Origin of the sequence: Alistipes timonensis JC136 (assembly GCF_900107675.1) — a bacterium.
Taxonomy (GTDB): domain Bacteria; phylum Bacteroidota; class Bacteroidia; order Bacteroidales; family Rikenellaceae; genus Alistipes; species Alistipes timonensis.
Genome location: NZ_FNRI01000003.1, coordinates 320,676 through 345,521, shown reverse-complemented (window position 1 = coordinate 345,521; position 24,846 = coordinate 320,676). Strand labels below are relative to the sequence as shown.

Here is a 24,846-nt window from a genome sequence, read left to right as displayed (position 1 = left end):
GAGAGCCCTGTTTTCTATTGAACGGAAACCATACTACCGCATCTCGACCTTGTAGGGCGAGTACATCAGCACGCCCTGCTGGCGGAAGGCTTCGCGGACCGTGTTGTAATCCTTCATCATCAGACCCAGCTCCGAACGGGTGAAAGCCTCGCGGACACTCACGTTGAGCGACGCGATGAAAGCCGCGAATCCCGTCGGGGTTTCGGTTACCTCCGTCACACGGTAGTTGTCGCCCAGATCGGCCTTGTCCACCGCCAGCGCAATGGCCGTCTTCAGGCCGCCGTAGGTGTCGATCAGGCCGATGCCCAGCGCATCCGCACCCGACCAGACCCGTCCGCCGGCGATGTCGAGCACCTTCTCGATGGGCAGGTTGCGGCCTTCGGCCACGTCGTTGGTGAAGGTGGTGTAGACCTTGTCCACGCCGCGCATGATCATCGACCGCTGGATGGGGGTAAGGGGTTCCGTGGCGAGGAAGCTCGACGAGGCGTTGCTCTTCACTCCGTCGATCGTAATGCCGAGTTTGTTCTTCAGCGCCTCGCGGGTATCGAGGATCATGCCGAAGACCCCGATCGAACCCGTGAGGGTCAGCCTGTCGGCCACGATCACGTCCGCCGGGCAGGAGATGTAGTAACCGCCGCTGGCGGCATAGGAGCCCATCGACACGACGACGGGTTTCTCGGCCCGGAGCAGTTCGACCTCACGCCAGATGACATCCGAAGCCAGCGCACTGCCGCCGGGGGAGTTGACGCGCAGCACCACGGCCTTAACCTTCTCGTCTTCACGCACGCCGGCGATCTTCGCGGCCAGCGTGTTGCCGTAAATCTCCTTGCCGTAGCCCTCGCCGTCGACGATCTGGCCGTCGGCATAGACGATGGCCACCTGGTCGGCGGAGATGTTTTTCAGATCGGCGCCCACCTGCGAAGCGTAGTCGCCCAGCGTAATGAAATCATAGTCGTCGGAAACCCCGAGTTCGGCGAAGACATCCTCCATCTGGTCTTCATAAACCAGGCTGTCGACAAATCCGTATTCGAGCGCCTCCTCGGGAAGCGTCACCTGCAGGTTGTCGGTGATCCGGCGCATCTTCACGGAGTCGATGCCGCGGGATTCGCAGACGGCGCCCGAAATGGTTCCCCACATCGAATTGACAAGCGCCTGCATCTGTTCGCGGTTCGCGGACGACATCTTGTCGAGGATAAAGGGCTCCACGGCGCTCTTGTACTTGCAGGCGGTGGGGCGGAACACCTCGGCGCGGAGGTCGAGCTTGTCCAGCAACCCTTTGTAGAACATCACGTTCGAAGAGAGTCCCGACCAGTCCATGCCGCCCTCGGGCTGCAAGTAGATCTTGTCGGCAACCGAGGCGAGGTAATACTGCCCCTGGGAATAGGTTTCGTTGTAGGCAATGATGAACTTGCCGCTCTGTTTGAATTCGAGCAGCGCTTCGCGCAGCTCTTCCAACAGCGCCGATCCCGTGACACCGCCTTCGCCGTTCATGCGCAGGTAGATGCCTTTGATGCGGTCGTCGGCCCCGGCGGCCTCGATAGCCCGGAGCGCTTTGAACAGCGACAGCTGCCGCGTGGTCTGGAGCGTCATCAGGTCGATGCCGGCCAGCGGGTCGGACGAGGGGGCGTCGGTCAGCACCTCCGAGAAGTCTATCTTCAGGATCGATTCGGGATGCACCACAACGCTTTTCTCCATCGACCCGGCAATACCCAGCAGAATGAAGATCCAGAAGAAAAACACCAGGAACGTCCCTACGACGACCGCAAGGAGCCCGGCCAGAAAAGTCTTTACAAAATTCATAATCCTTCTATTTATTTGTTCATAATTCTTTTTTCTCAGGAGCAAATATAACGATATTCTACGAAAAACAAATAAAATTTATCGTTTTTCGATAAAAAAGAACCGCATACTATATTTATTGTCCAAAATATGCGTTATCTTTGTCAAAGACAAACCTTTCTTACTGCATGGAAGAAAAAATCAAACACCTCCTTGCGGCGGTCGTCCATCCCGAAACGGGACAGGACATCGTCACGAGCGGATTCATCGAACATACGGCGGCCGCAAACGGAAAAGTCACGGTCGTCCTGCGCTTCGCCAAAGCCCGCGACCCGTTCGCGGTGAAGATCAAGAACCAGGCCGAAGCCCTTTTGCGCGAGGCCTTTCCGGACGCCGAAGTGCTGGTCGTCATCAAAGAGGGCGGGGCCGCGCCGCGTCCCGAACCCAAGCAGAACACCACCACGGGCGGCATCGCCAAAGTGATCGCCGTGGCTTCGGGCAAGGGCGGGGTAGGCAAGTCTACTGTCACGGCCAACCTGGCCGTCGCCCTGCGGAACATGGGGTTCCGCGTGGGGATTCTCGACGCCGACATTTACGGACCTTCGCAGCCCAAGATGTTCGGCGTGGAAGGGTATGTCCCCGAAGCCATTGCCGAGGAGGGCGTGGACCACATCGTCCCGGCCGAGTCGATGGACATCCGGCTGATGTCGATCGGCTTCTTCATCAAACCCACCGACGCCCTGCTGTGGCGCGGGGCCATGGCCGTCAGCGCCCTGAAGCAGATGATCCACCAGACCCGGTGGGGAACGCTCGACTTCCTGCTGGCGGACCTGCCTCCCGGCACGGGCGACGTGCACCTCTCGATCATCGGGGAGTTGAAGATCGACGCCGCGGTGATCGTCTCGACGCCCCAGCAGATCGCCGTGGCCGACGTCGTGCGCGGCGTGGAGATGTTCCGCAACGAAAACGTCAACATCCCCGTAGCGGGCATCATCGAGAACATGGCGTGGTTCACCCCCGCCGAACTCCCGGAAAACCGCTACTACATCTTCGGCCGCGGAGGAGCCCGGGCTTTCGCCGAGCGGAGCGGGGTGGATTTCCTGGGCGAAATACCGATCGTACAGTCGATCATGGAAGGAGGGGAGGAGGGACGCCCTGCGGCCGGAATCGATTCCCGCGTCGAAGCGTATTACCGGGAAATCGCCGAAAAGGTGGTTTCAAAAGTGATGAAAAACGGTTGATAACTCCCCCAACAACCTGTCGATAACCGATGGAAAAAAGGTGAAAAGTCGGGGCCCGAAAATTTGCTTTTTGGAAAACGATCCGGTTATATACGGCTTTTCGCAGAAACCAAATTTTTTTATGAGAAGTTATGCCGGGGTCATACGGACCGGAAACGGCACGAAATGTTAAAAACAAATGGCTGTCGGTATGTCTACAACCCTTTTCAACAACTGTTGATTATTTTTTTATTATTTTGATTTTTAATCGGTTATAATTCAAAATAAGAAACAATAAAAAGAAAAAATGTTGATTGGAAAATAACACGTTCAGTTGTTAACACTATCAACAGCTATTATATCTATTCTTCTTTATTATTTAAATTAATTAAAAGAATAAAAATAAAAAATGAACGTCGATAACTCAGCCGAACTCTGCCGCCGCATCGGGGAACTCAAGCGGGAGAAAAACGCCGTGATCCTGGCGCACTACTATACGACTCCCGAAGTACAGGCCGTCGCCGACTTCCTGGGCGACTCGCTCGCCCTGTCGGTAAGGGCCCAGTCGGTCGATGCCGACATCATCCTCTTCGCCGGGGTGCACTTCATGGCCGAGACCGCCAAGGTCCTCTGCCCCGAAAAAAAGGTGCTGATTCCCTGTCCCGAGGCGGGATGCTCGCTGGCCGAGTCGTGCGACGCCGCGGAGTTCGCGGCTTTCAAGGCGCAGCACCCCGGGCATACGGTGGTCTCCTATGTCAACACCACGGTCGGCGTCAAGGCCCTGACGGACATCTGCTGCACGTCGTCCAATGCCCTGAAGGTCGTGGAGTCGATCCCCGCCGACCAGCCGGTGATCTTCGCCCCGGACCGCAACCTGGGCGCCTATATCCAGAAGCTCACCGGGCGGCAGAACATGGTGCTGTGGAACGGCGCCTGCCACGTCCATGAGGAGTTTTCGCTCGAAAAGCTCCTGAAGCTCAAGCAGGAGCATCCCGAAGCCCGGGTCGTGGCGCATCCCGAGTGCCGCGCCTATATCCTCGAGGCGGCCGATTTCGTGGGTTCCACGGCGGGTATCCTGGAGTACTGCGGACGGAGCGATGCGCAGGCGTTTATCGTCGTGACCGAATCGGGGATTCTGGCCGAGATGAAAAAGCGCTATCCCGAAAAGACCTTTATCCCGGCGCCTCCCGACGACGAGACCTGTGCCTGCAACAATTGCCGCTATATGAAGATGGTGACGTTGGAGAACATCTGCGCGTGCCTCGAGAACGAAGCTCCCGAAATCGTGCTCGACGAAGAGGTGCGCCGCAGCGCCGAACGCTCGATACTGAACATGATCGACATCAAATAGATTTTTTCTTCTTTCGGATTTTAATTCTTTTCCTTTTTTATAAAAATCTAATTAAAAAAATAATAAGAAAACATGAAAAAACTCTTTTTACTGCTTGCCGCGGCGTGCGTCACCCTTTCGGCTGCGGCAGACGAGGGTATGTGGATGCTGCCCTACCTCCAGAAGATGAACGCCAAGGACATGAAGGCCCGCGGCTGCAAACTCTCGGCCGAGGAAATTTACAGCATGAACAACTCCTCGCTGAAAGACGCCATCGTCATCTTCGGAGGCGGCTGCACGGGTGAGATCGTCTCGCCCGACGGACTGCTCTTCACCAACCACCACTGCGGCTACGGGTCGATCCAGGCCTTGTCGTCGGTGGAGCACGACTACCTGAAGAACGGCTTCTGGGCCATGTCGCGCGCCGAGGAGATTCCCGCTCCGGGGCTCAAAGTGCGCTTCATCCGCAAGATCGTCGATGTGACGTCCGACATACTGGGCGCCGTGCCCGACATCGCGGGCGGCGAGGAGCGTTCGCGCTTGGTGGCAGAGCATGCGGAGGCTGTGAAGAGCCGCTTCGAGACAGAGAACCCCGGCATGGAGATTTCGGTGAAACCCTTCTTCGGGGGCAACCAGTTCTTCGCCTTTGTGATCGAGGTCTTTTCGGACGTGCGGCTCGTCGGCACGCCCCCGACGTCGATCGGCAAGTTCGGCGGTGACACCGACAACTGGATGTGGCCGCGTCATACGGGCGATTTCTCGGTCTTTCGGGTCTATGCCGGACCCGATAATAAGCCGGCCGATTATGCCCCCGAAAACCGCCCTTATAAGGCCGGGAAATTCCTGAAGGTTTCCCTGAACGGTTACGACGAAGCCGACTTCGCGATGATCATGGGTTTCCCGGGTTCGACGCAGCGTTACATGACCTCTTACGAGATCGACCGGATGCTGGAGGTGGAGAATCCCCAGCGCATCTTCATCCGCGGCGAGCGGCAGGCGATCCTCAAAGAGGATATGGCCGCCAGCGACAAGGTCCGCATCCAGTATGCGTCGAAATACGCCCAGTCGTCGAATTACTGGAAGAATTCGATCGGCATGTCGCGCGGTATCAAACGCTTGGATGTGAAGGGCCGCAAGCAGGAGCAGGAGGCCGCTTTCCGGGCGTGGGCGGCCAAGAACACGCTGCCGACCGAAGGGTATGTGGATGCACTGGACAAGATCCGCGAGTCGGTGGAGGAGAACCTTCCCGCTTTCGCGTCGCGGCAGTATTTGCAGGAGGCGTTCCTGCGGGCCGTGGAAATTCTCACTCCGGCGCGTTATGCGCTTATGCTGAAAGGTGAAGAGCTGGAGCGTGCGCTGAAGAGTTTCTATAAGGATTACAACATGCCGACGGACCGCCGTGTCGCCAAGCGGATGTTCCAGATTGTCAAAGAGAACTGTAAGGAACTGCCGTCGGTGTTCGCCGAGGTGATCGACAAGGAGTTCGGAGGCGACACGGATGCCTATGTGGATTACCTCTACGACAATTCGGTGCTGGCTGACGAAACGCAGGCGTTGGCTGCCGCAGCATCCGGCAAGGATCTCGCGAAGGACCCGGCCGTACTGCTCAGCAGGTCCGTCGCTCAAAAAATGCGTGCATTGAGCGAGGCTCAGCGCGACGGGCAGCAGAAGTATGCTGACGGGCACCGTCTCTATATCGCCGGCCTGATGCGCATGCAGCCCAAGAAAGCGTGGGCTTCGGATGCCAATTTCACGATTCGCCTGACCTATGGGCGCGTACTGCCTTACGACCCGGCAGACGGTATCCGCTACAACTATTACACGACGCTCAAAGGCGTGATGGAGAAGGAGAATCCCGCCAATCCGACGGAGTTCACCGTGCCTGCGAAGCTTAAGGAGCTCTATGCCGCCAAGGATTTCGGCCGTTATGCCAACGCTGCGGGCGAGCTTCCGACCTGCTTCCTGGCCGACTGCGACATCACGGGAGGCAACTCGGGATCGCCGGTGCTCAATGCCAGGGGATCGCTCATTGGACTGGCTTTCGACGGCAACTGGGAGGCGATGTCGGGCGACGTGGCTTTCGAGCCCGAATTGCAGCGCACAATCGCTGTGGATGTGCGTTACGTGTTGTTCGTCATCGACAAGTTCGCAGGCGCCGGATGGCTGCTCGACGAACTCCAGTTCGAATAAATCCGCATGTTGAGGCGGAACAAAAGAGGCGTGCCCCGCGGGGTGCGCCTCTTTTTATTGACAACCTTTCACAAAATGTGGTCGTTTAGTTCCTGAATAGCTTAAAATTTAGTAATTTTGACAGAAATTAGTAATATTGTATCTGTTTTATGGCAAAAGAGTTCAAACGCTACCTCGTGACATCGGCGCTCCCCTATGCGAATGGTCCGGTACATATCGGCCACCTGGCGGGAGTTTACATACCTTCGGACATCTATACCCGTTATCTGCGGCTCAAAGGCTGCGACGTGGTCTCGGTCTGCGGATCGGATGAACACGGCGTGCCCATCACCATCAAAGCCCGCAAGGAGGGTGTGACGCCCCAGCAGATCGTGGACCGTTACCACGCGCTGATCAAAAAGTCGTTCGAGGGGCTGGGAATGTCGTTCGACATCTATTCGAGAACCTCGTCCGAGACGCATGCCGAGACCGCTTCGGCCTTTTTCCGGAAGCTCTATGACGAGGGGAAGTTCATCGAAAAGACCTCGATGCAGTATTACGACGAGGAGGCGCAGACCTTTCTGGCCGACCGTTACATCGTCGGTACGTGTCCCAAGTGCGGCAACGACCGTGCCTACGGCGACCAGTGCGAGAAGTGCGGTTCTACCCTCTCGCCCGACGAACTGATCGACCCCCACAGCGCCGTGTCGGGTTCGGTGCCCGTGAAACGCGAAACGAAGCATTGGTACCTGCCGCTGGACCGCTATGAGGAGTTCCTCCGCGAATGGATTCTGGAGGGCCACAAGGAGTGGAAAACGAACGTTTACGGGCAGTGCAAGAGCTGGCTCGACGGAGGGTTGCAGCCGCGTGCCGTGAGCCGCGACCTCGACTGGGGCATCCCGGTTCCCGTAGAGGGTGCCGAAGGTAAGGTGCTCTATGTGTGGTTCGACGCTCCTATCGGTTATATATCTGCTACAAAGGACCTTACGTCCGAGTGGGAGAAATATTGGAAGTCGGAGGACACCAAGATGGTGCACTTTATCGGCAAGGACAACATCGTCTTCCACTGCATCGTGTTCCCCTCGATGCTGAAAGCGCACGGGGATTATATCCTGCCCGAGAACGTGCCGGCCAACGAGTTCCTGAACCTCGAGGGCGACAAGATTTCGACCTCGCGCAACTGGGCCGTGTGGCTCCATGAGTACCTCGAAGAGTTCCCCGGCAAGGAGGACGTACTGCGTTATGTCCTGTGCGCCAACGCCCCCGAAACCAAGGACAACGACTTCACGTGGAAGGATTTTCAGGCACGTAACAACAACGAACTGGTAGCGGTGCTGGGCAATTTCGTCAATCGCGCGCTGGTGCTGACGCAGAAATACTACGGCGGCAAGGTCCCGGCCTGCGGCGAATTGAACGATTACGATCGCCAGACTGTTTCCGAAGTGGCTGCCGTGAAGGCTTCGCTCGAGGCGAATATCGAGAATTACCGGTTCCGCGAGGCGCTGAAAGATGCCATGAACATCTCGCGCATCGGCAATAAATACCTCGCCGATACCGAGCCGTGGAAGGTGATTAAAACCGATCCGAAGCGGGTGGAGACCATTCTCAATATCGCCCTGCAAATTACGGCGAATACAGCCATTGCCATCGAACCTTTCATGCCTTTTTCGGCCGCGAAGATTCTCGGGATGCTTGCCGCTGAAAAATTCAGTTGGGAGCGGCTGGGGGCGATGGACCTGATCCCTGCCGGACACGCGATCGGTGAACCCGCCCTGCTGTTCGAAAAGATCGAGGACGATGTGATTCAGCGCCAACTGGACAAACTCGCCGCGACGAAGGCAGCCAATGAGGCGGCTGAAATGAATCAAAGTGTTGAACCTCAGAAAGATACAATTCAGTTCGACGATTTTCAGAAAATGGATATTCGCGTTTCGACGATTTTGGAGGCTGAAAAAGTGGCCAAAACCAAGAAATTGTTGAAACTGACGGTCGATACGGGCATTGACAAACGGGTGATCGTGTCGGGAATCGCCGAACATTTCACGCCCGAAGAGCTCGTCGGCAAACAGGTTCTCGTGCTGGTTAACCTGGCTCCGCGCGAATTGAAGGGTATTCTCTCCAATGGTATGATCCTGATGGCGGAAGATGCTTCGGGAAAATTGCGTTTGCTGCAGCCCGGCGAAACGACCAATAATGGGGCTGTTGTCGGATAAGCGCAAAATGAAACGAATGAATTTTTGAAATTTTCTAACAATTACTGATATGGAAACAACAGATTGGAGCGCCTTGGGGTTTGACTATCGCAAGACCGATTGGAATGTCCGCTACTCCTACACCGATGGTAAGTGGAGCCCGATGGAGGTTACGCAGGACGAGTATATCAAAATGCACATGTCGGCTTCGTGCCTGCACTACGGCATTGAACTCTTCGAAGGTCTGAAAGCCTTCCGCGGTGTTGACGGCAAGGTCCGCCTGTTCCGTGTTGCCGACAATGCGCGGCGTCTCCAGTCGTCGGCCGAGCGGCTTTGCCTGCCGGTGCCTTCGATCGAAATGATCGTCGATGCCTGCATCGAAGTCGTTAAGCGCAACGAGCGTTTTGTACCTCCCTATGGTACGGGTGCTTCGCTTTACCTGCGTCCGGTGATGTTCGGAACGACGGTCGGTCTGGGTGTGAAACCTGCCAAAGAGGCCCTGCTGATTGTTTACTGTTCGCCCGTAGGTGCCTATTTCAAAGGTGGAATCAAACCGATTCGGGTTGCTATTGATCGGGAACAGGATCGTGCTGCTCCACGTGGAACGGGCGACGTGAAGGTCGGCGGCAACTATGCGGCCAGCCTGCTTTCGGGAGAGAAAGGGCATGAATTGGGCTATTCCAATATCATGTATCTCGATGCCGCCGAACATAAGTATATCGAGGAGTGCGGTGCTGCCAACTTTTTCGGCATCAAAGAGGGTAAGTATGTTACCCCGAAATCACCTTCGGTGCTGCCCTCTATTACCAATATGAGCCTTCGCCAGCTTGCCCGGGATATGGGTCTTACCGTCGAAGAGCGCCATATTCCTGTCGAGGAACTGGCTACTTTCGAGGAATGCGGCGCCTGCGGAACGGCTGCCGTTATCTCCCCTATCGGGTTTGTTTATGATATGCAGACCAAAGCTGAATATAGTTACGGAGAGGAAGTCGGTAAAACTTGCCTGGAACTTTACACCCGTTTGCAGGATATTCAGTACGGACGAGCCGAGGATAAGTATGGCTGGTGTACAATTGTGCTGTAAGTTTATTTACTTTGATTAATAAGGGTCGCCTTTCGGGCGGCCCTTATTAATTTGTTCCACGTGGAACGCTTTTATGTCTCTGGGTTTTGTTCCACGTGGAATTTTTTATCTTCCGAATTTCACCAGCAAAACATTGACGTCGGCAGGTGAAACTCCGGGAATGCGCGATGCCTGCCCTATCGTTGTCGGCCGGATGCGAGAGAGCTTCTGGCGGGCTTCAATGGTAAGCGAATTCATCGAATGAAAATCAAAATCGTTCGGGATGGAGATATTTTCGAGTCGATGGAGTTTCTCGGCGATGAATTTTTCGCGTTCGATATATCCTTTGTATTTAATCTGTATCTCCGCCTCTTCGATCACCTCGGCATCTATTTCGTTTTCGGCGATGAATTTCTTCAGCTTGGGAAGGACCGTTTGCAGCGATTCGAAGGTAACATTGTTGCGCATCAGGATATCATAGAGCTTCCTGCCCTGTGTTAAAGGCTCTGAATTTACTGATTTTAAATAGTCGTTAATTTCGGCTGCTTTGATGCTCTGTCGGCGCGCGAATTCTACAAGCGATTCTACGAGCGAATTTTTTTTGACGAAATGTTCGTATCTTTTCTGCGGAATCAGTCCGATTTTATATCCTAACGGAGTCAGCCGGATATCGGCATTGTCTTGTCGGAGCAGGATGCGATACTCGGCCCGCGAGGTGAACATCCGGTAAGGTTCGTCGACTCCCTTGGTCACGAGATCATCGATCAGGACGCCGATATAGGCTTCGTCGCGTTTCAACACGATCGGCTCCTCCCCTACCAATGCCCGGTGCGCATTGATTCCGGCCATCAGACCTTGTGCTGCGGCCTCTTCGTAACCGGTCGTTCCGTTGACCTGTCCGGCAAAGTAGAGTCCTGAAACCAGTTTGGTTTCGAGGGAATGATGCAGTTGCGTGGGCGGAAAAAAATCGTATTCGATAGCATATCCGGGACGGTAGATGTGTAAATCTTCGAATCCTTCGATTTTATGCAGCGCTTTCCATTGTACGTCCCAGGGCAGCGACGATGAAAAACCGTTGAGATAATACTCGTTGGTCGTGCGGCCTTCGGGTTCCAGGAAGAGCTGGTGCTGTTCCTTGTCGGCAAAGGTGCGGAGTTTATCCTCGATCGAAGGGCAGTAGCGCGGACCGATGCCGCAGATGGTACCGTTGAACAGGGGCGACTGGTCGAAACCGCTGCGCAGGATGTCGTGAACCTCGGAGGAGGTGTAAACTAAAAAACACGGAAGCTGATCTTTGACCGGCCGCGTCTCCGGTGAAAATGAAAATTTGGCCGGATTTTCATCGCCGTATTGGGGTTCGAGCCGTTCGAAATCGATGGTCCGGGCGTCGAGACGTGCCGGAGTTCCGGTCTTCATGCGTCCGGTTTCGAAGCCGATCTTTCGGAGACATTCGGTAATGCCGTGCGAAGCGGCGTCCCCCGCCCTGCCCCCTTCGGCGTGCGAGGCGCCGCAGTGCATCAGTCCTTCGAGGAAAGTTCCCGAGGTGAGAACCACGGCGCGGCAGGTGAATTCTACGCCCATGCGGGTCCGAACTCCCGTAATGCGGGGGTTTTGTGTGGAGGATCGGGGAGTATCTTGTTTCGGGTCCGACTCTGAACCCGGGGCGTTCGGTTGTGCGGGATCTGTGTCCGGGGTCTTGTCGAACAGCAGTTCGGTCGCGGCATCCTGCCAGATATAGAGGTTCCAGGTGTTTTCGAGCGTGTGGCGCCACTCTTCCGAAAAGCGGGTCTTGTCGCACTGCGCCCGGGGGCTCCACATCGCGGCGCCCTTCGACCGGTTGAGCATCCGGAACTGAATGGTCGTGAGGTCAGTGATGCGTCCCATCTGGCCGCCTAAAGCGTCTATCTCTCTGACAATCTGTCCTTTAGCTACTCCGCCGACTGCCGGGTTGCACGACATGGCAGCCATTTTGTCCATGTCCATCGTGAGCAGCAGCGTGCGCGAACCCAATCGTGCGGCGGCCGAGGCGGCCTCGCATCCGGCATGTCCGCCTCCGATGACGATAATGTCGTAGTCGAGTGTCATAGTTCTTTCTCCCAGAATTTCAGGTACTTGTCTTCCTTGCGGTGCATCTGTGCGTTGGTGCGGGGGGTCTTGTCGCCCTGGCCGCAGAGGTGCAGCACCCCGTGGACCACTACCCTGCGCATCTCCTGCAGTGTCGGAAAGCCGTATTGGCGGGCGTTGTCGGCCACGGTTTCGACGTCGATGAAGATGTCGCCCGAGACGATTCGCGTGCCCTTGCGGTCGCTGTAATCGAAGGTGATGACGTCGGTGAAATAGTCGTGTCCGAGGTATTGGCGGTTCATCTCCAGCAGGCGTTGCGCCGAGCAGAAGATATAGGTGACATCGCCCAGCGTATAGCCTTCGGCCTGTGCCACCTCGTGCAGCCACCGGGCCGTGAGGCGTTTCTGCGGAAGGCGGTAGGAACAGTCGTCGGTGTAGTATCTGACAGCCATTTTTTCGTTGTTGTTAAGTCGTGTCTGTCCCGGGGTTTCGGCGCCGGACGGACCCGCAGGGACCGGTGGTTTTTTATTTGAAACAGTCCTCGGCGCGCATCTTCTGCCCGGGATTGGGCGGGTAGATGCCGAAGACGAGTTTGAACTCCGTTTCCATCGTCATCACGTTGACCGACGAGCCGATGGTTCCCAACTGTGCGTTTCTTGCCACTTTTTGGCCCTTCTCGACGCAGATCGTCCCCAGGTTGGCATAGGATGTTATGTATTCTCCGTGAGCCACGTAAACGTCGTATTTGTTGGTGATGCGGTTACGTTTGATGTCGACGACCTTTCCGTCGTAGATCGAAATCACGTGGGCGCCTTTCGGACCCGTGATCTCGGCCATGTTCTCCTTGTAGCGTTTCACACGCCCGGCCGTCACCGGAAGCCGCAGTCCCGAGGTCTTCGTCGAGAACGAGGCGCCTTCGGTGTTGCCTTTCGTGAGCTTGCGCAATTCGCCGATCGCCACGTCCAACTGCTGTTCCTGCGAAATCTTGCGCTGGAGGGCCTGCTTCTCCTTCTGCGACAGGGACCGGATGCTGGCCTTGGCGTTGCGGGCGTCGCGCTGGAGTTTTTCGCGCTGTGCCGAGAGGTTCCGCATCACCGAATCGAGCGACTTTTTGCGGCGGTCGAGCTCTTCCTTTTCATGGCGCACCTGGACGGACAGCTCCTCGATGTCGCGCAGTTTGCGTTCGCGCAGCGAAGCGACCTCGCGCAAAGCCGTGATCTTGCGGGCCACGTCCGTAAAATCGCGCGACGAGAAGAGGAAGGTCAGGTAGTTGTTGTGCTTGTAGTTGCGGTATGCTTCGCGCACCATTTCACCGTATTGCGCCCGGTCGCGTTCGAGCGTCGCCGAGAGATTGCCGGCCACGCTGTCCGTGCGGGCGATCTCCTCGCGCAGGAGGCGGGCCTGCTTTTCGGTTTCGTCGAGCAGTTGGTTCCGGGAGTCGATCTGACGCGCCAGGCGGCGGACCCGCTCCTCGGTGGCCGAACGGCCTTTCTGGAGTTTCGAGATCTCCCGTTCCTCGGTGGCGATCCGCTTTTCGAGGGCCGCGATGACCTTCTTCTGCGCCTCGATGCGGTTGTCCGTAGTCTGCTGGGCCACGGCGGCGAGGGAGAAGAGCAGCAATGCGAGGGTCAGTATGCGGAGGAGTCTCATGGGCGGATTATTCGGAGGTTTTGGCGTTCTTGGCGGGTTGTTTCAGCCGCAGTTCGATCTGTCGGGCGTCATACCCTTTTTCGAGGGCGCGTTTCCAGTAAACCTCGGCCATGAACTGTTCGCCCAGCTCGTGAAGGATGTCGCCGTAGTGGACCATCAGTTCGGGGCTCTTCTGTCCGTCGAGCGCCACGGCTTTCTGGAGGACTTTCTTGGCTTCGTCCGTGTGACCCAGTTTGAAGAGCACCCACGCATGGGTGTCCAGATAGGTCGGATTGTTGTCGGTGAGCGCCACCACGCGGCTCGACATCGAGAGCGCCCGCTCGAGGTCGCGTTCCTCCAGCGAGAGGAAATAGGCGTAGTTGTTGAGCACCATGGGGTTGTCGGGACGGTATGCGAGACTGCGCTCGTAGGCTTTGTAACACTCCTTCATGGCTTTGCGGTAGGGACCCGAGCGACCCTCTTTCGCCGCACGGGCCTCGTCCCACTCGGGGACTCCCGCGGCGGCCTGCTGGTGCCACGTGTCGCCGATCATGCCCCAGATCACGCCCCGCAGCGAGTCGGTGTCGGCATAGCGGAGCGACTCCTTGTAGGCTTTGACCGCCTGGCCGTACTGCTTCGAGCTGTTCATCACATGCCCTTTCGAGATGTGGAAGTCAATCTTGTCGGGGAAGAGTTCCAGAGCCCGGGTGACATATTTTTCCACCGAGTCGGGGTGCTGGAGATAGGTCTCGATGTCGATCACCGTCCGGTAGAAATCCTCCACCGGCGGTTGGTCCCCGAGACGGTTTTTATAGAGCGCGAGGGCCTGCTCCAGTTCGCCCGAGGCGATCAGGTGGTTGGCATAAAGCTCCACGACGCGCTTGTCCCCGGGATAACGGATCGCAAGGACCGAGGCCAGGTCGTTGAGCTGGAAATAATATTCGCGGTAAAAGCGTGTGTCGGAGGTGAACTGTTCGAAGCGTTTGATCTTCGTCTCGAGCGGCACGGCGTCCGAGAGAAAGAGTTTCCGGGTGACGGCCAGCAGCGACCGGTAATCCTGCCGTGCGGTGTGGAAATCGGCCAGGGCCATCAACGTCTGGACATTCGTGGAGTCGATCTGCAACGCCCGGCCGTACTCGGCGAGGGCCAGCGAATCCTTGCCGTCGATCCCGTAGAGATCGGCCAGCACGACGTGGTGCTGCGCCTCATAGGGTGCGGCTTCGACCATTGCGCGGGCTTCGTCGACGGCTTTGCCGATCTGGTTCGTAGCCACCAGCATCCGCCGTTTCATGGCGCTCAGCAGCGGGATGCGTCCGAAGCGCAGCTCCGCCGAATCGAGCGTCGCGAGAGCCATGAAGGGCGACCGTTTCTGCTCGTAGAGGGCCGCCACGATGCGGTAGTTGTCCGGGTCCTTGGGGTCGTTTTCCAACAGGCGGCGGTAGACTTTCAGCGCCTCGTCGAGTTGGTTGGACATGATCAACGCCTGCCCGTAGAACTGGTGGTACCATTTGTTCGCGGTGTCGAGCCGGAATGCGCGGCGGGCCAGCTCCACGGCCTCGCCGGGCGACGATTCGAGGATGCTGCCGGCCAGTTCGTAGTAAGCCGGGGCATAGGTCGAGTCGTTCAGGATCGCTTCGCGGAACAGTTCCCGGGCCCGGGCCGTGTCGCCCGGGATGACGTTTTGTTTGATGCCCTCGGTGTAGAGCCACACGCTGCGCAGCGAGTCGGGATATCCGGGCGCTTCCGGGGAGCCCTTCCCGGCGACGAACGCCGAAAAGAAGAGCAGGCAGAAAAGCGTTATCGCTGTCAGGCGTTTCATGGGCAGGGATGTTTAAAGCGCTTCGTCGAACTGGTGGAGGAACCGCACGTCGTTCTCGAAATAGAGACGCAGGTCTTTCACGCCGTATTTGAGCATGGCGATACGCTCAATACCCATGCCGAAGGCGAATCCCGCGTATTTTTCAGGGTCTATATCGTTGGCTTTCAGAACGTTCGGGTCTACCATGCCGCAACCCATGATCTCCAGCCATCCCGTGCCCTTGCAGACCGGACATCCCTTGCCGCCGCAAAGGTTGCACGAAACGTCGACCTCGGCCGAAGGCTCCGTGAAGGGGAAATACGACGGGCGCATGCGGATCACCGTCTGCTCGCCGAAGACCTCCTTGGCGAAGTAGAGCAACGACTGTTTCATGTCGGCGAACGAGACCCCTTCGTCGATGTAGAGACCCTCGATCTGGTGGAAGATGCAGTGCGCGCGGTAGGAGATGGCTTCGTTGCGGAACACGCGGCCGGGGCAGATGACGCGGATGGGGGGCTTCTGGTGCTCCATCGTGCGGACCTGGATCGACGAGGTGTGCGTGCGCAGCAGGATGTCGGGGTCCTTCTCGATGAAGAACGTGTCCTGCATGTCGCGCGCCGGGTGTTCGGGCGGGAAGTTCAGGGCCGAGAAGACATGCCAGTCGTCCTCGATCTCCGGACCGTCGGCCACCGTGTAACCCAGCCGCGAAAAGACCTCGACGATCTGGTTTTTGACCAGCGAGATCGGGTGGCGCGACCCGAGGTGTTCGGCCGAGCCGGGGCGCGTCAGGTCGTCGGTCCGGGGCGAATTGTCCGCCACGGCGTTCTGCAACTCCTCGCGCAGGGAATTGATGCGCACCGTGGCCTCGTTTTTGAGGCGGTTCAACTGCTGTCCCAGGTCGCGTTTGAGCTCGGGAGCCACCGTTTTGAACTCCTCCATCAGGGCGGTCAGCTCGCCTTTCTTGCCGAGGATTTTGATGCGGAATTCCTCGATCTCGGCGGCGGCTTTGGGTTTAAACTCCTCGACACGTCGGAGGAGTTCATTGATTTTGTCGATCATATTTTGCTCGTGTTTCTTTTTTACCTACTTTTGAGAGATATCTTTGTAACGTGCAAAGTTATAAAAAAATTGAGATATGTTGCGTAAAATCGCTTCATTTGTCCTGACGCTCCTGCTGGCAGCGCTTCCCGTCTCGGCCCAGAAAGTCGGGGTCGTGATGAGCGGCGGCGGCGCAAAGGGGCTTTACCATATCGGCGTCCTGGAGGCGCTCGAACAGAACGGCGTGCCGGTCGATTATGTGGCCGGAACCTCGATGGGTTCGATCATCGCGGCCATGTACGCCGCAGGATACTCTCCGGCGGAGATGCGGGCGATCGTCAGCTCCGGTGTGGTCCGCGACTGGGTTGCGGGGCGCATCGACCCCAACCGTTACATGGCCTACTACCGGCAGCTGGGGAACAATCCCGGCTTCCTGAGCATGCGCATCGACATCGAAGGCCCCGCCGGGAAGCGGCTGCGGGCTCCCCGCAACCTGATCTCCTCGACGCAGATCGACATGGCCCTTACGGAGCTGTTCGCCCCGGCGACGGCCGCTGCGGGCGGTGATTTCGACCGTCTGATGGTCCCGTTCCTCTGCGTGGCCAGCGACATGAACAGCCGCGGGCCGGTGGTGATGCGCCGCGGCGATCTGAGCGAGGCGGTCCGCTCGTCGATGTCCATTCCGCTGGTTTTCAAACCGATGGTGAAGGATTCGATGCTGCTTTACGACGGCGGCATCTACGACAACTTTCCCTGGAAGCCTCTCGACCGGGATTTCCGGCCCGACGTGATCGTCGGGTCGATCTGCACCGAGGGCAACACCCCGCCCAGCGAGCGGAACAACATCATGGATCAGGCCTTCATGCTGGCCATGCACGAAACCGACTACACGCTGCCCGAAGATCGCAGCGTCACGATCCGCCGTGCCGTGGACGTCAACATGCTCGATTTCGACCAGGCCGAAGCGATCATGGATGCGGGTTACGAGGACGCCATGGCCGCCATGCCGCAACTGCTCGAAAAGATCGGGGAGCGGCGCGATTCGGCCTACTACGCCGAGCGCCGCGAGGCGTTCCGCAAGAGATGTCCGCCGCTGGTTTTCAACGACTACAAACTCGAAGGACTGAAATCGGCCCAGCGGGAGTATATCCGCGATTTCGTGCAGGTGGACCGCCGCACGCCGGGCATCCAGCGGCCGATGGGATTCGAGGAGCTGAAAGACAATCTCTACGAGGTGCTTGCCGGCGGCGAATTTACGATGGGTTTTCCTGTCGTGCGCTATGATTCGGTCCGGAAGGGTTATTCGTTCGAAGCCCGGTTCGGCACGCGCCCCAACTTTAAGGTCACCATTGGCGGAAACATCTCCTCGACGGCCTTCAACCAGGCCTACATCGGCATTAACCACCACTGGATCGGCCGCGTGTCGCAGCAGTTGGGGGCCGACCTCTACCTGGGCCCGATCTACACGTGGGGCGCCGTCGGCGGCCGCACGGATTTCTACGCCTGGAAGCCGATTTTCCTCGACTATTCCTATAACTTTGCGGTCCGCAACTTCCGCCACGGCTATTTCGGCAACGTCACCAAGGTCCGCAATGCCGAGCAGGTCAAAAACAGCGAGAGCTTCTTCTCCACGGCCGTGGGGATGCCGCTGACCCACCGCAGCGTCCTGACGCTGCGCGCCAACGCCGGACATGTCAATTACCGTTATGATTCGGATGTGCTGTTCGCCGACGACACCGACCATTCGCGCTTTTCGTTCTTCGGCCTGCGGGCCGGGATTGCCCGCAATACGCTCGACAAGTTCCTCTATCCCCGGCGGGGTTCGGACTTGCAGTTCTCGGCTATTTTCGTCACCGGACGCGACAAGTACCAGCCCTACGATTCGGGGCGTTTCATCTCGCGCGAGACCCGCCAGTGGTTCGGCGGGCGTTTCACCTGGGACAAGTTCTTCGACGTGCCGGGGGTCAGCTGGTTTTCGTTCGGTTTCAACGTGGATGCCGTTCTGACGAATCATCCGACGTTCCGGACCGAGTCCGCGACGCTGATGTCGATGCCCGACTACGCTCCCGTGTCGCACATGCGGATGATCTACATGCCCGACTACCGGGCCCGGCGCTTCGTGGCCGGCGGGCTGATGCCGACCTTCGACCTGATGCCCAACTTCTTCTTCCGCACGGGCTTCTATGCCATGTACCGCGACAAGCGCGGCTTCAATCCGCTCGGAGAGCCCGACCGGCGCTGGCACTACGTCGCCGAGGCGTCGTTTGTCTACCACACGCCGATCGGCCCCGTGAGCCTCGCCCTGACGAAATACGAGGTGCAGAACTGGAAGAACATGTACCTGACCTTCAATTTCGGCTATGCGATCTTCGCCCCGAAGGGGACGTTCTATTGATTGGGTTTTAACTTTGAAAACAGAAAAGCGTCCGGGAATTCCCGGACGCTTTTCTTAATTTGGCAGGGTGCGAAACATTGGCTCGGAAATCCGATGACCCGGCATCGCCCTCTAAAACCTGCCTCTTAGCCGGGCGGGAGCGCAGAACCGGACCGGAATCCCGGTGAGTACCCTTCGCCCCTAAAACCCGCCTCTTAGGCGGGCGGGAGCACGGAACTGGATCAGAATTGCAATAACTGCCGATTGCCCCTAAATCCGGCTTCTTAAGCCGGCTACCAGATGATTACGCGCTCTTCTTCGGGCATGAACATGGCGCCGTCGGTGATCGAGAAGGCGTCGTAGAAGTCCTGGAGGTTGCGCAGCGAAGCGTTCACGCGCCATTTGCCCAGCGAGTGTACGTCGAGCTTCGTGAGGCGGGCGATCTCCTCGTCGCGGATGTTCTGGGCCCACAGCGTGGCGTAACCCAGGTAGAACCGCTGTTCGGGGGTGAATCCGTCGATCGGGGCGGGAGCCTCCTTGCCTTCGAGCGAGTTGCGGTAAGCCGTGTGGGCCACGCGCAGACCGCCCTGGTCGGCGATGTTCTCGCCCAGGGAGAGGGAGCCGTTGGCGAAGACCGCGGGCTGGCCGTCCTTGGCCGGAAGCACCTCGATGGCGTCGAACTGCTTGACCAGAATGTCCGTCTTGGCCTTGAACGCGGCGGCATCGGCGTCGGTCCACCAGTTGTTCATGTTGCCGTCCTTGTCGAAGTTGCGGCCCTGGTCGTCGAATCCATGGGTCATCTCGTGGCCGATCACCACGCCGATGGCTCCGTAGTTCACGGCGTCGTCGGCATCGGGGTTGTAGAACGGCGGTTGCAGAATGGCGGCCGGGAAGCAGATTTCGTTGGTCGTGGGGTTGTAGTAGGCGTTGACCGTCTGCGGGCTCATGTGCCACTCGTCCTTATCCACGGGTTTGCCCAGCTCGGCGATGTTGTCGGCCGTGTACCATTTGTTGGCCTCGACGATGTTTTCCCAATAGCTCTTGGAGGGGTCGATCGCAAGCGTGGAGTAATCCTTCCACTTGTCGGGATAGCCGATCTTCACGGTGAATGCCGCGAGCTTCTCCTGCGCCTTGGCCTTGGTGGCGTCGGACATCCAGTCGAGGCCGGCGATGTGCTGCGAAAGCGCCGTCTGCAGGTTTTTGACCATCTCCATCATGCGGACCTTGTCCTTCTCGGGGAAGTACTTGGCGACGTACATCTCGCCGACGGCCTCTCCGAGGGTGCCGTTGGGCACCGACATGGCGCGCTTCCAGCGGGGCTTTTGCTCCTGCTTGCCCGACATGGCACGTCCGTAGAAATCGAACGAGGCGTCGATGAAGTCGTCGCTCAGGTAGTTGGCGGCGGCGTCGATGTACTGGGCCGCGAGGTAGTAGCGGATGTCGTCCAGCGGAGCGTTCTTCATCAGCTCGTTGGCGTTGGCCAGGGCCGAAGGGGTCGTCACGATGATCTGGTCGAAGTCGCCGATGCCCATTGCCTTGTAGTACTCGGCCCAGTCGACGGCGTCGTAAGCCTTCTCGAAGTCGGCCTTGGACATGGGGTTGTACATGGCGGGGATGTTGCGCAGCTCGACGCTCGACCAGTTTTTCTCGGCGAGTTTCGTCTCGATCGACATCACGCCGGCGACGGCCTTTTCGATGTCGGCTTCCGGAACGCCCGCCAGCCGGAAGATCTTACCCAGATACTCCTTGTAGGCGGTGCGCATCGACTCGTTCTCGGCGTCGAGGTAGTAGTCGCGGTCGCCCATCATCAGCCCGGGCTGCGAAGCGTAGAGGGCGTTGATGTCGCTGTTCATCAGGTCGGACTGCACGCCTATGCCGAAGAACGGATTGGCGATCGAGGTGTGGAGCCTGGCCACGGCGGCGGTCAGCTGCGCGCGGTCGCCGATGGCGAGGATCTCCTCCACGGCGGCTTTGACCGGGGCGGCGCCCTCGGCGTTCAGGCGCACCGAGTCGAGGCCCATCTTGTAGAGGTCCGAGATTTTCTGCTCGACGCTTCCCGGTTCGGCTTTCTGCTTCGTCATGCCGGAGAAGAGCTCGTTGATACGCTTCTCGTTGTTGTCGCGCAGGATATCGAACGATCCGTAACGCGAATATTCGGGTTTCAGGGGATTGTTCTTCTGCCAGCCGCCCGTGGCGTACTCGTAGAAGTCGGCGTTGGGGGCTACCGACAGATCGAAGTTGGCCATGTCGAGGGCCGGGGTCTTGGGGGTATTCTGGCAGGCTGTCATACAGGCTATCGTTGCTGCGAAGAGAACGTTTTCGATAAGCCGAGAGCAGTGCCGCGCTTGCGCAGGCAATGCCGAGGCGAGAAAAGGTGCGTGAAAACGAATGATTTTTTTCATATTGTTCGGGGTTTTTAGGAAACGGGGACCTCCGGATAAACCGGAAGCCCCCGTTCGGATAAGTTGTTTCGCGGGACGTCCGGTCTATTCACGGATAGCCGCAACGCCGGGCAGGTCGCCGAACTCGATGTATTCGAGCAGCGCGCCGCCGCCCGTCGAGATGTACGATACCTGGTCGGCCAGGCCGAACTTGTTGATGCAGGCTACCGAGTCGCCGCCGCCGATGAGCGAGTAGGCGCCCTTCTTGGTGGCCTCGGCGATGGCCAGCGCCACCTCTTTCGAGCCGGTTGCGAACTTGTCGATCTCGAACACGCCCACGGGACCGTTCCAGAGGATGGTCTTGCAGCTCAGGATGTGGTCGCGGAAAGCCTTCTTGCCTTCGTCGGCGATGTCGACACCCTCCCATCCGTCGGGAATGTTGTTGGCCGGGGCGACATTCGTGTTGGCGTCTGCCGAGAATGCGTCGGCGATCAGCGCGTCGGGGGACATCACCAACTCTACGCCTTTCTTCTTGGCCAGCTCGAGGATCTCCAGCGCTACGGGGAACATGTCGGGCTCGCAGATCGAGTCGCCGACCTTGCCGCCCTGTGCGGCTGCGAAGGTGTAGGTCATGCCGCCGCCGATGACGATCGAATCGACCTTCTCGATCAGGGCTTTGATGACGCCGATCTTCGACGACACTTTCGAGCCGCCGATGATGGCGCAGAACGGATGTGCCGGGGCCTCCATCAGCGAGGAGATGGCCTTCACCTCTTTCTCCATCAGGTAGCCGAACATCTTGTCGTTGGGGAATTTCTTGGCGATCAGGTAGGTCGAGGCGTGCTTGCGGTGGGCCGTGCCGAAGGCGTCGTTGATGTAGCAGTCGGCGTACGAAGCGAGCTTCTGGACGAACTCCTTCTGCGGACCCTCTTTCAGGGCTTTCTTGGCGGCGTCCTTCTCCTCCTTGGTGGCGTCTTCGGCCAGACCGCGGGGCTTGCCCTCCTCCTCGGCGTAGAAACGCAGGTTCTCGAGCAGCATGACCTGTCCGGGTTTGAGGGCTTTGGCCATTTCGGCAGCCTTCTCACCCATGCAGTCGCCGGCGAACTCGACCTTCACGCCGAGGTTCTTCTCGACGGCGGGAACGATCTGCTCGAGCGAGTACTTGGGATCGGGATTCTTCTTGGGGCGTCCCATGTGCGACATCAGGATCACCGAACCGCCGCCGGCGAGCACCTTTTTGACGGTGGGCATGGCGGCGCGGATGCGCGTGTCGTCGGTCACTTCGCCCTTCTCGTTGAGGGGCACGTTGAAATCCACGCGGATAATCGCGCGTTTGCCTTTGAAATCGTAGTTGTCGATCGAGATCATAGCTGTTTGATTTTTAAGTATTTTGTTGAAATGATTTTCGGTAAGTCCTAATCCGGGACAAATTTATGAAAATTTTCAGTAAATCTGTTATTTCGCTAACGGAAAAAACTCAATACTTGTACCGAATCCATTTGAACAGCTCTTTGAGCGACGGTTTTTTGCCGTACATGAAGATACCCACGCGGTAGATCTTCGATGCGACCCACACCATGCCCACGAACGAACCGTAGAGCAGCACGAGCGAGAGGACGATCTCCCACAGCGGAATGTCGTAGGGGATGCGGGCCATCATGACGATCGGCGACGTGAAGGGGATGATCGAGAACCAGAAGGCCATCTGCGAATTGGGGTCGCGGATCACGACGAACATCATCAGCAGGGCCAGGATGATCGGCAGCGTGATGGGCATTTGCAGCTGCGAGGCGTCCTGCACGTTGTCCACGGCCGAACCCACGGCGGCGAACATCGCCGAGTAGAGCAGGTAGCCGCCGAAGACGAACAGCAGCAGGCTGGCGAAGATTTTGATAATGTAGCCCAGGTCGGTCATGGCGGCCACGGCCTGGAGCATCTCGGGATTCATGTCGGTCATCGAAGCCGCGTCGGGCATGCCCTGCTGCATGGCCTGGGCGCTTGCCATCACGTCTTCGGGCATCAGGTGGGGCATCACGAGGGCCCCGACGCCGGCGATCAGCACGCCCCAGATCAACACCTGCACGATGGCCACCGAGGCCACGCCGAGGATTTTGCCCATCATCAGGTCGAACGGACGGACCGACGAAACCATCACTTCCAGCACCCGGTTGTTCTTCTCCTCGATCACCGACTGCATGACCATCGAGCCGTAGATCAGCAGGAACATGTAGAGGATGAAGCCCAGGACATACCCCACGCCCGTGGCCACGGCCGACGACTGCGCCTGCGTGTCCTCCTCCTGCGACTTGTCGTTGCGGAAGGTCTGCATATTGACCTTGGTTTTGACCTGTTCGAGAATCTGCGAGAGGTTTTCGATGTTGTAGGCTTTGAGTTTCTCGGCTTCGAGGATGCGCTCGATCTGTCCCGTGATGTTGCTTTCGAGGGAGAGCGACGACGACGAATTGGCGTAGAGCCGGACGTTGTTGGGGTTTTCCAGGATGTCGCCGCCGATCCAGAGCACGCCGAATTTGTCGGTCAGCTCCCTGCGGGCCTCCTCGGTCGGGAGCTCCGTGGCCTCGAAGCGGATCTCCTCGTCGCTTTCGAGTTTCGGGGCTATCAGGCCGCTTTCGTCGATGATGGCGATGACCTTCTCGTCGCCCCGCGAAAACTGCATGATGAGCGCCGGGGCGGCCATCAGGGCGATCATCAGCAGCGGCATCAGCAGCGTGGTGATGATGAAGGATTTTTTGCGTACGCGCTCGTTGAACTCGCGCTGGATGATGATGGATATGTTCGACATGGCTTTTCTGTTTTAGAGTTTGCCGTTCACGGCTCTTATGAAAATGTCGTTCATCGAGGGGATGATCTCGCGGAACGAGCGCAGTTCGACGGCCTCGTTGACGGCGGAGATAACCCCGCGCACCTCGGCGTCGTTGTCGACGTGGAGTTTGAGCATCCGGTAGACCGACTCCTCCTGCGTCCCGTCGAGGATTTCGCAGCGTCCGGCGACGGCCTGCCGCAGGACGGCTTCGTCGCCCCGGTAGGCCACCTCGAAGATGTTCGATCCGTGACGGCGGCGGATGTCGTCGACCTTGCCCGAGAGGATGTTGCGCGACTTGTTGATGAGCGTGATGTGGTCGCAGATCTCCTCCACGGAGGACATGTTGTGCGTCGAGAAGATGACCGTGGCCCCCTTGTCGCGCAGTCCCAGGATTTCGTCTTTCAGCAGGTTGGCGTTGATGGGGTCGAATCCCGAAAAAGGTTCGTCGAAGATCAGCAGCTTGGGCTCGTGGAGCACCGTGACGATGAACTGCACCTTCTGGGCCATACCCTTCGAGAGCTCCTCGACCTTCTTGTCCCACCAGTCCTGAATGCCGAATTTGATGAACCACTCCTTCAGCCGTACGACGGCTTCGCGGCGCGAAAGTCCTTTGAGGCGTGCGAAGAAGACGGCCTGTTCGCCGACTTTCATCTTTTTATAGAGGCCGCGCTCCTCGGGGAGGTAGCCGATGCGGTAGACATCTTCCGGGGCGATCTCGCGGTCGCCGAACAGCACACGGCCCGAATCGGGCGCCGTGATGCGGTTGATGATGCGGATCAGGGTCGTTTTGCCCGCTCCGTTGGGCCCCAGCAGTCCGTAGACCGAGCCCTGGGGGATGGCGAGCGATACGTCGTCGAGCGCCGTGTGCGAAGCATAGCGTTTGGTGACGTGTTCTACTGTGAGTAAATCCATAGTCGCAGAATATTTGTTTTTCGGATCGTTACGGCGACAAATATAGGAACAAATTTTGAATATCAAAAAATATTTA

Annotated in this window: 16 protein-coding genes; 6 read left to right on the top strand and 10 right to left on the bottom strand. The window is 58.1% G+C overall.

Annotated features, from left to right (window positions below; genetic code table 11):
• Positions 1-33: 33 nt before the first annotated feature.
• Positions 34-1,800: a signal peptide peptidase SppA gene (sppA, locus tag BLU78_RS05890; RefSeq protein WP_010261838.1), complete on the bottom strand. Its 1,767-nt coding sequence runs from the start codon at positions 1,798-1,800 to the stop codon at positions 34-36.
• Between the two features lie 167 nt (positions 1,801-1,967).
• On the opposite strand from sppA, the gene BLU78_RS05885 reads away from it, so the two are divergent.
• The 5 genes from BLU78_RS05885 to BLU78_RS05865 all read left to right on the top strand — a co-directional run bounded on the left by BLU78_RS05885 (position 1,968) and on the right by BLU78_RS05865 (position 9,774).
• The gene (locus tag BLU78_RS05885; protein ID WP_010261835.1) at positions 1,968-3,020 is read left to right on the top strand and encodes an Mrp/NBP35 family ATP-binding protein; all 1,053 of its coding nucleotides are present in this window, start codon (positions 1,968-1,970) and stop codon (positions 3,018-3,020) included.
• Between the two features lie 388 nt (positions 3,021-3,408).
• Positions 3,409-4,350: a quinolinate synthase NadA gene (nadA, locus tag BLU78_RS05880; protein ID WP_010261833.1), complete on the top strand. Its 942-nt coding sequence runs from the start codon at positions 3,409-3,411 to the stop codon at positions 4,348-4,350.
• 72 nt (positions 4,351-4,422) lie between these two features.
• Positions 4,423-6,519, top strand: a complete 2,097-nt coding sequence (locus tag BLU78_RS05875) for a S46 family peptidase (RefSeq protein WP_010261831.1) — start codon at positions 4,423-4,425, stop codon at positions 6,517-6,519.
• 149 nt (positions 6,520-6,668) lie between these two features.
• Positions 6,669-8,711 (top strand): methionine--tRNA ligase, encoded by a 2,043-nt coding sequence (gene metG / locus BLU78_RS05870; protein WP_010261829.1) that lies wholly within the window; start codon positions 6,669-6,671, stop codon positions 8,709-8,711.
• A gap of 49 nt (positions 8,712-8,760) precedes the next feature.
• Positions 8,761-9,774 carry a branched-chain amino acid aminotransferase gene (locus BLU78_RS05865; RefSeq protein WP_010261824.1) on the top strand — a complete coding sequence of 338 codons (1,014 nt, stop codon included), beginning with the start codon at positions 8,761-8,763 and terminating at the stop codon, positions 9,772-9,774.
• A 105-nt stretch (positions 9,775-9,879) separates the two neighbouring features.
• Here the strand turns inward: BLU78_RS05865 and mnmG are convergent, their stop codons facing one another.
• From mnmG to pheS, 5 genes are all read right to left on the bottom strand, one after another.
• Positions 9,880-11,838, bottom strand: a complete 1,959-nt coding sequence (mnmG, locus tag BLU78_RS05860) for a tRNA uridine-5-carboxymethylaminomethyl(34) synthesis enzyme MnmG (protein ID WP_010261822.1) — start codon at positions 11,836-11,838, stop codon at positions 9,880-9,882.
• A complete protein-coding gene (gene ybeY, locus BLU78_RS05855; protein ID WP_010261820.1) occupies positions 11,835-12,269 on the bottom strand; it encodes an rRNA maturation RNase YbeY in 435 nt (144 codons plus the stop codon). Before ybeY ends, mnmG begins: the two co-directional genes overlap by 4 nt.
• Positions 12,270-12,342: 73 nt before the next feature.
• Positions 12,343-13,467 (bottom strand): murein hydrolase activator EnvC family protein, encoded by a 1,125-nt coding sequence (locus BLU78_RS05850; protein WP_010261818.1) that lies wholly within the window; start codon positions 13,465-13,467, stop codon positions 12,343-12,345.
• A gap of 7 nt (positions 13,468-13,474) precedes the next feature.
• Positions 13,475-15,265: a tetratricopeptide repeat protein gene (locus BLU78_RS05845; RefSeq protein ID WP_010261816.1), complete on the bottom strand. Its 1,791-nt coding sequence runs from the start codon at positions 15,263-15,265 to the stop codon at positions 13,475-13,477.
• Positions 15,266-15,277: 12 nt separating this feature from the next.
• The gene (gene pheS / locus BLU78_RS05840) at positions 15,278-16,303 is read right to left on the bottom strand and encodes a phenylalanine--tRNA ligase subunit alpha (RefSeq protein WP_010261814.1); all 1,026 of its coding nucleotides are present in this window, start codon (positions 16,301-16,303) and stop codon (positions 15,278-15,280) included.
• Between the two features lie 76 nt (positions 16,304-16,379).
• Between pheS and BLU78_RS05835 the strand changes: the two genes are divergently transcribed.
• On the top strand, positions 16,380-18,677 hold the full coding sequence (locus BLU78_RS05835) for a patatin-like phospholipase family protein (protein ID WP_010261811.1): 2,298 nt from the start codon (positions 16,380-16,382) through the stop codon (positions 18,675-18,677).
• A gap of 272 nt (positions 18,678-18,949) precedes the next feature.
• On the opposite strand, the gene BLU78_RS05830 is transcribed toward BLU78_RS05835, so the two are convergent.
• The 4 genes from BLU78_RS05830 to BLU78_RS05815 form a co-directional block, all read right to left on the bottom strand.
• The gene (locus BLU78_RS05830; protein WP_010261809.1) at positions 18,950-20,944 is read right to left on the bottom strand and encodes a M13 family metallopeptidase; all 1,995 of its coding nucleotides are present in this window, start codon (positions 20,942-20,944) and stop codon (positions 18,950-18,952) included.
• A 198-nt stretch (positions 20,945-21,142) separates the two neighbouring features.
• Positions 21,143-22,405, bottom strand: coding sequence for a phosphoglycerate kinase (locus BLU78_RS05825; protein WP_010261807.1), 1,263 nt, complete (start codon positions 22,403-22,405; stop codon positions 21,143-21,145).
• A gap of 109 nt (positions 22,406-22,514) precedes the next feature.
• Positions 22,515-23,837, bottom strand: a complete 1,323-nt coding sequence (locus tag BLU78_RS05820; RefSeq protein ID WP_010261805.1) for an ABC transporter permease — start codon at positions 23,835-23,837, stop codon at positions 22,515-22,517.
• A gap of 12 nt (positions 23,838-23,849) precedes the next feature.
• Positions 23,850-24,770, bottom strand: a complete 921-nt coding sequence (locus BLU78_RS05815; protein ID WP_010261801.1) for an ABC transporter ATP-binding protein — start codon at positions 24,768-24,770, stop codon at positions 23,850-23,852.
• Positions 24,771-24,846: the final 76 nt, after the last annotated feature.

Coding starts and splice junctions, on each gene's coding strand:
- sppA (WP_010261838.1), bottom strand. CDS start 1,800: ATGAATTTTGTAAAGACTTTTCTGGCCGGGCTCCTTGCGGTCGTCGTA.
- BLU78_RS05885 (WP_010261835.1), top strand. CDS start 1,968: ATGGAAGAAAAAATCAAACACCTCCTTGCGGCGGTCGTCCATCCCGAA.
- nadA (WP_010261833.1), top strand. CDS start 3,409: ATGAACGTCGATAACTCAGCCGAACTCTGCCGCCGCATCGGGGAACTC.
- BLU78_RS05875 (WP_010261831.1), top strand. CDS start 4,423: ATGAAAAAACTCTTTTTACTGCTTGCCGCGGCGTGCGTCACCCTTTCG.
- metG (WP_010261829.1), top strand. CDS start 6,669: ATGGCAAAAGAGTTCAAACGCTACCTCGTGACATCGGCGCTCCCCTAT.
- BLU78_RS05865 (WP_010261824.1), top strand. CDS start 8,761: ATGGAAACAACAGATTGGAGCGCCTTGGGGTTTGACTATCGCAAGACC.
- mnmG (WP_010261822.1), bottom strand. CDS start 11,838: ATGACACTCGACTACGACATTATCGTCATCGGAGGCGGACATGCCGGA.
- ybeY (WP_010261820.1), bottom strand. CDS start 12,269: ATGGCTGTCAGATACTACACCGACGACTGTTCCTACCGCCTTCCGCAG.
- BLU78_RS05850 (WP_010261818.1), bottom strand. CDS start 13,467: ATGAGACTCCTCCGCATACTGACCCTCGCATTGCTGCTCTTCTCCCTC.
- BLU78_RS05845 (WP_010261816.1), bottom strand. CDS start 15,265: ATGAAACGCCTGACAGCGATAACGCTTTTCTGCCTGCTCTTCTTTTCG.
- pheS (WP_010261814.1), bottom strand. CDS start 16,303: ATGATCGACAAAATCAATGAACTCCTCCGACGTGTCGAGGAGTTTAAA.
- BLU78_RS05835 (WP_010261811.1), top strand. CDS start 16,380: ATGTTGCGTAAAATCGCTTCATTTGTCCTGACGCTCCTGCTGGCAGCG.
- BLU78_RS05830 (WP_010261809.1), bottom strand. CDS start 20,944: ATGACAGCCTGCCAGAATACCCCCAAGACCCCGGCCCTCGACATGGCC.
- BLU78_RS05825 (WP_010261807.1), bottom strand. CDS start 22,405: ATGATCTCGATCGACAACTACGATTTCAAAGGCAAACGCGCGATTATC.
- BLU78_RS05820 (WP_010261805.1), bottom strand. CDS start 23,837: ATGTCGAACATATCCATCATCATCCAGCGCGAGTTCAACGAGCGCGTA.
- BLU78_RS05815 (WP_010261801.1), bottom strand. CDS start 24,770: ATGGATTTACTCACAGTAGAACACGTCACCAAACGCTATGCTTCGCAC.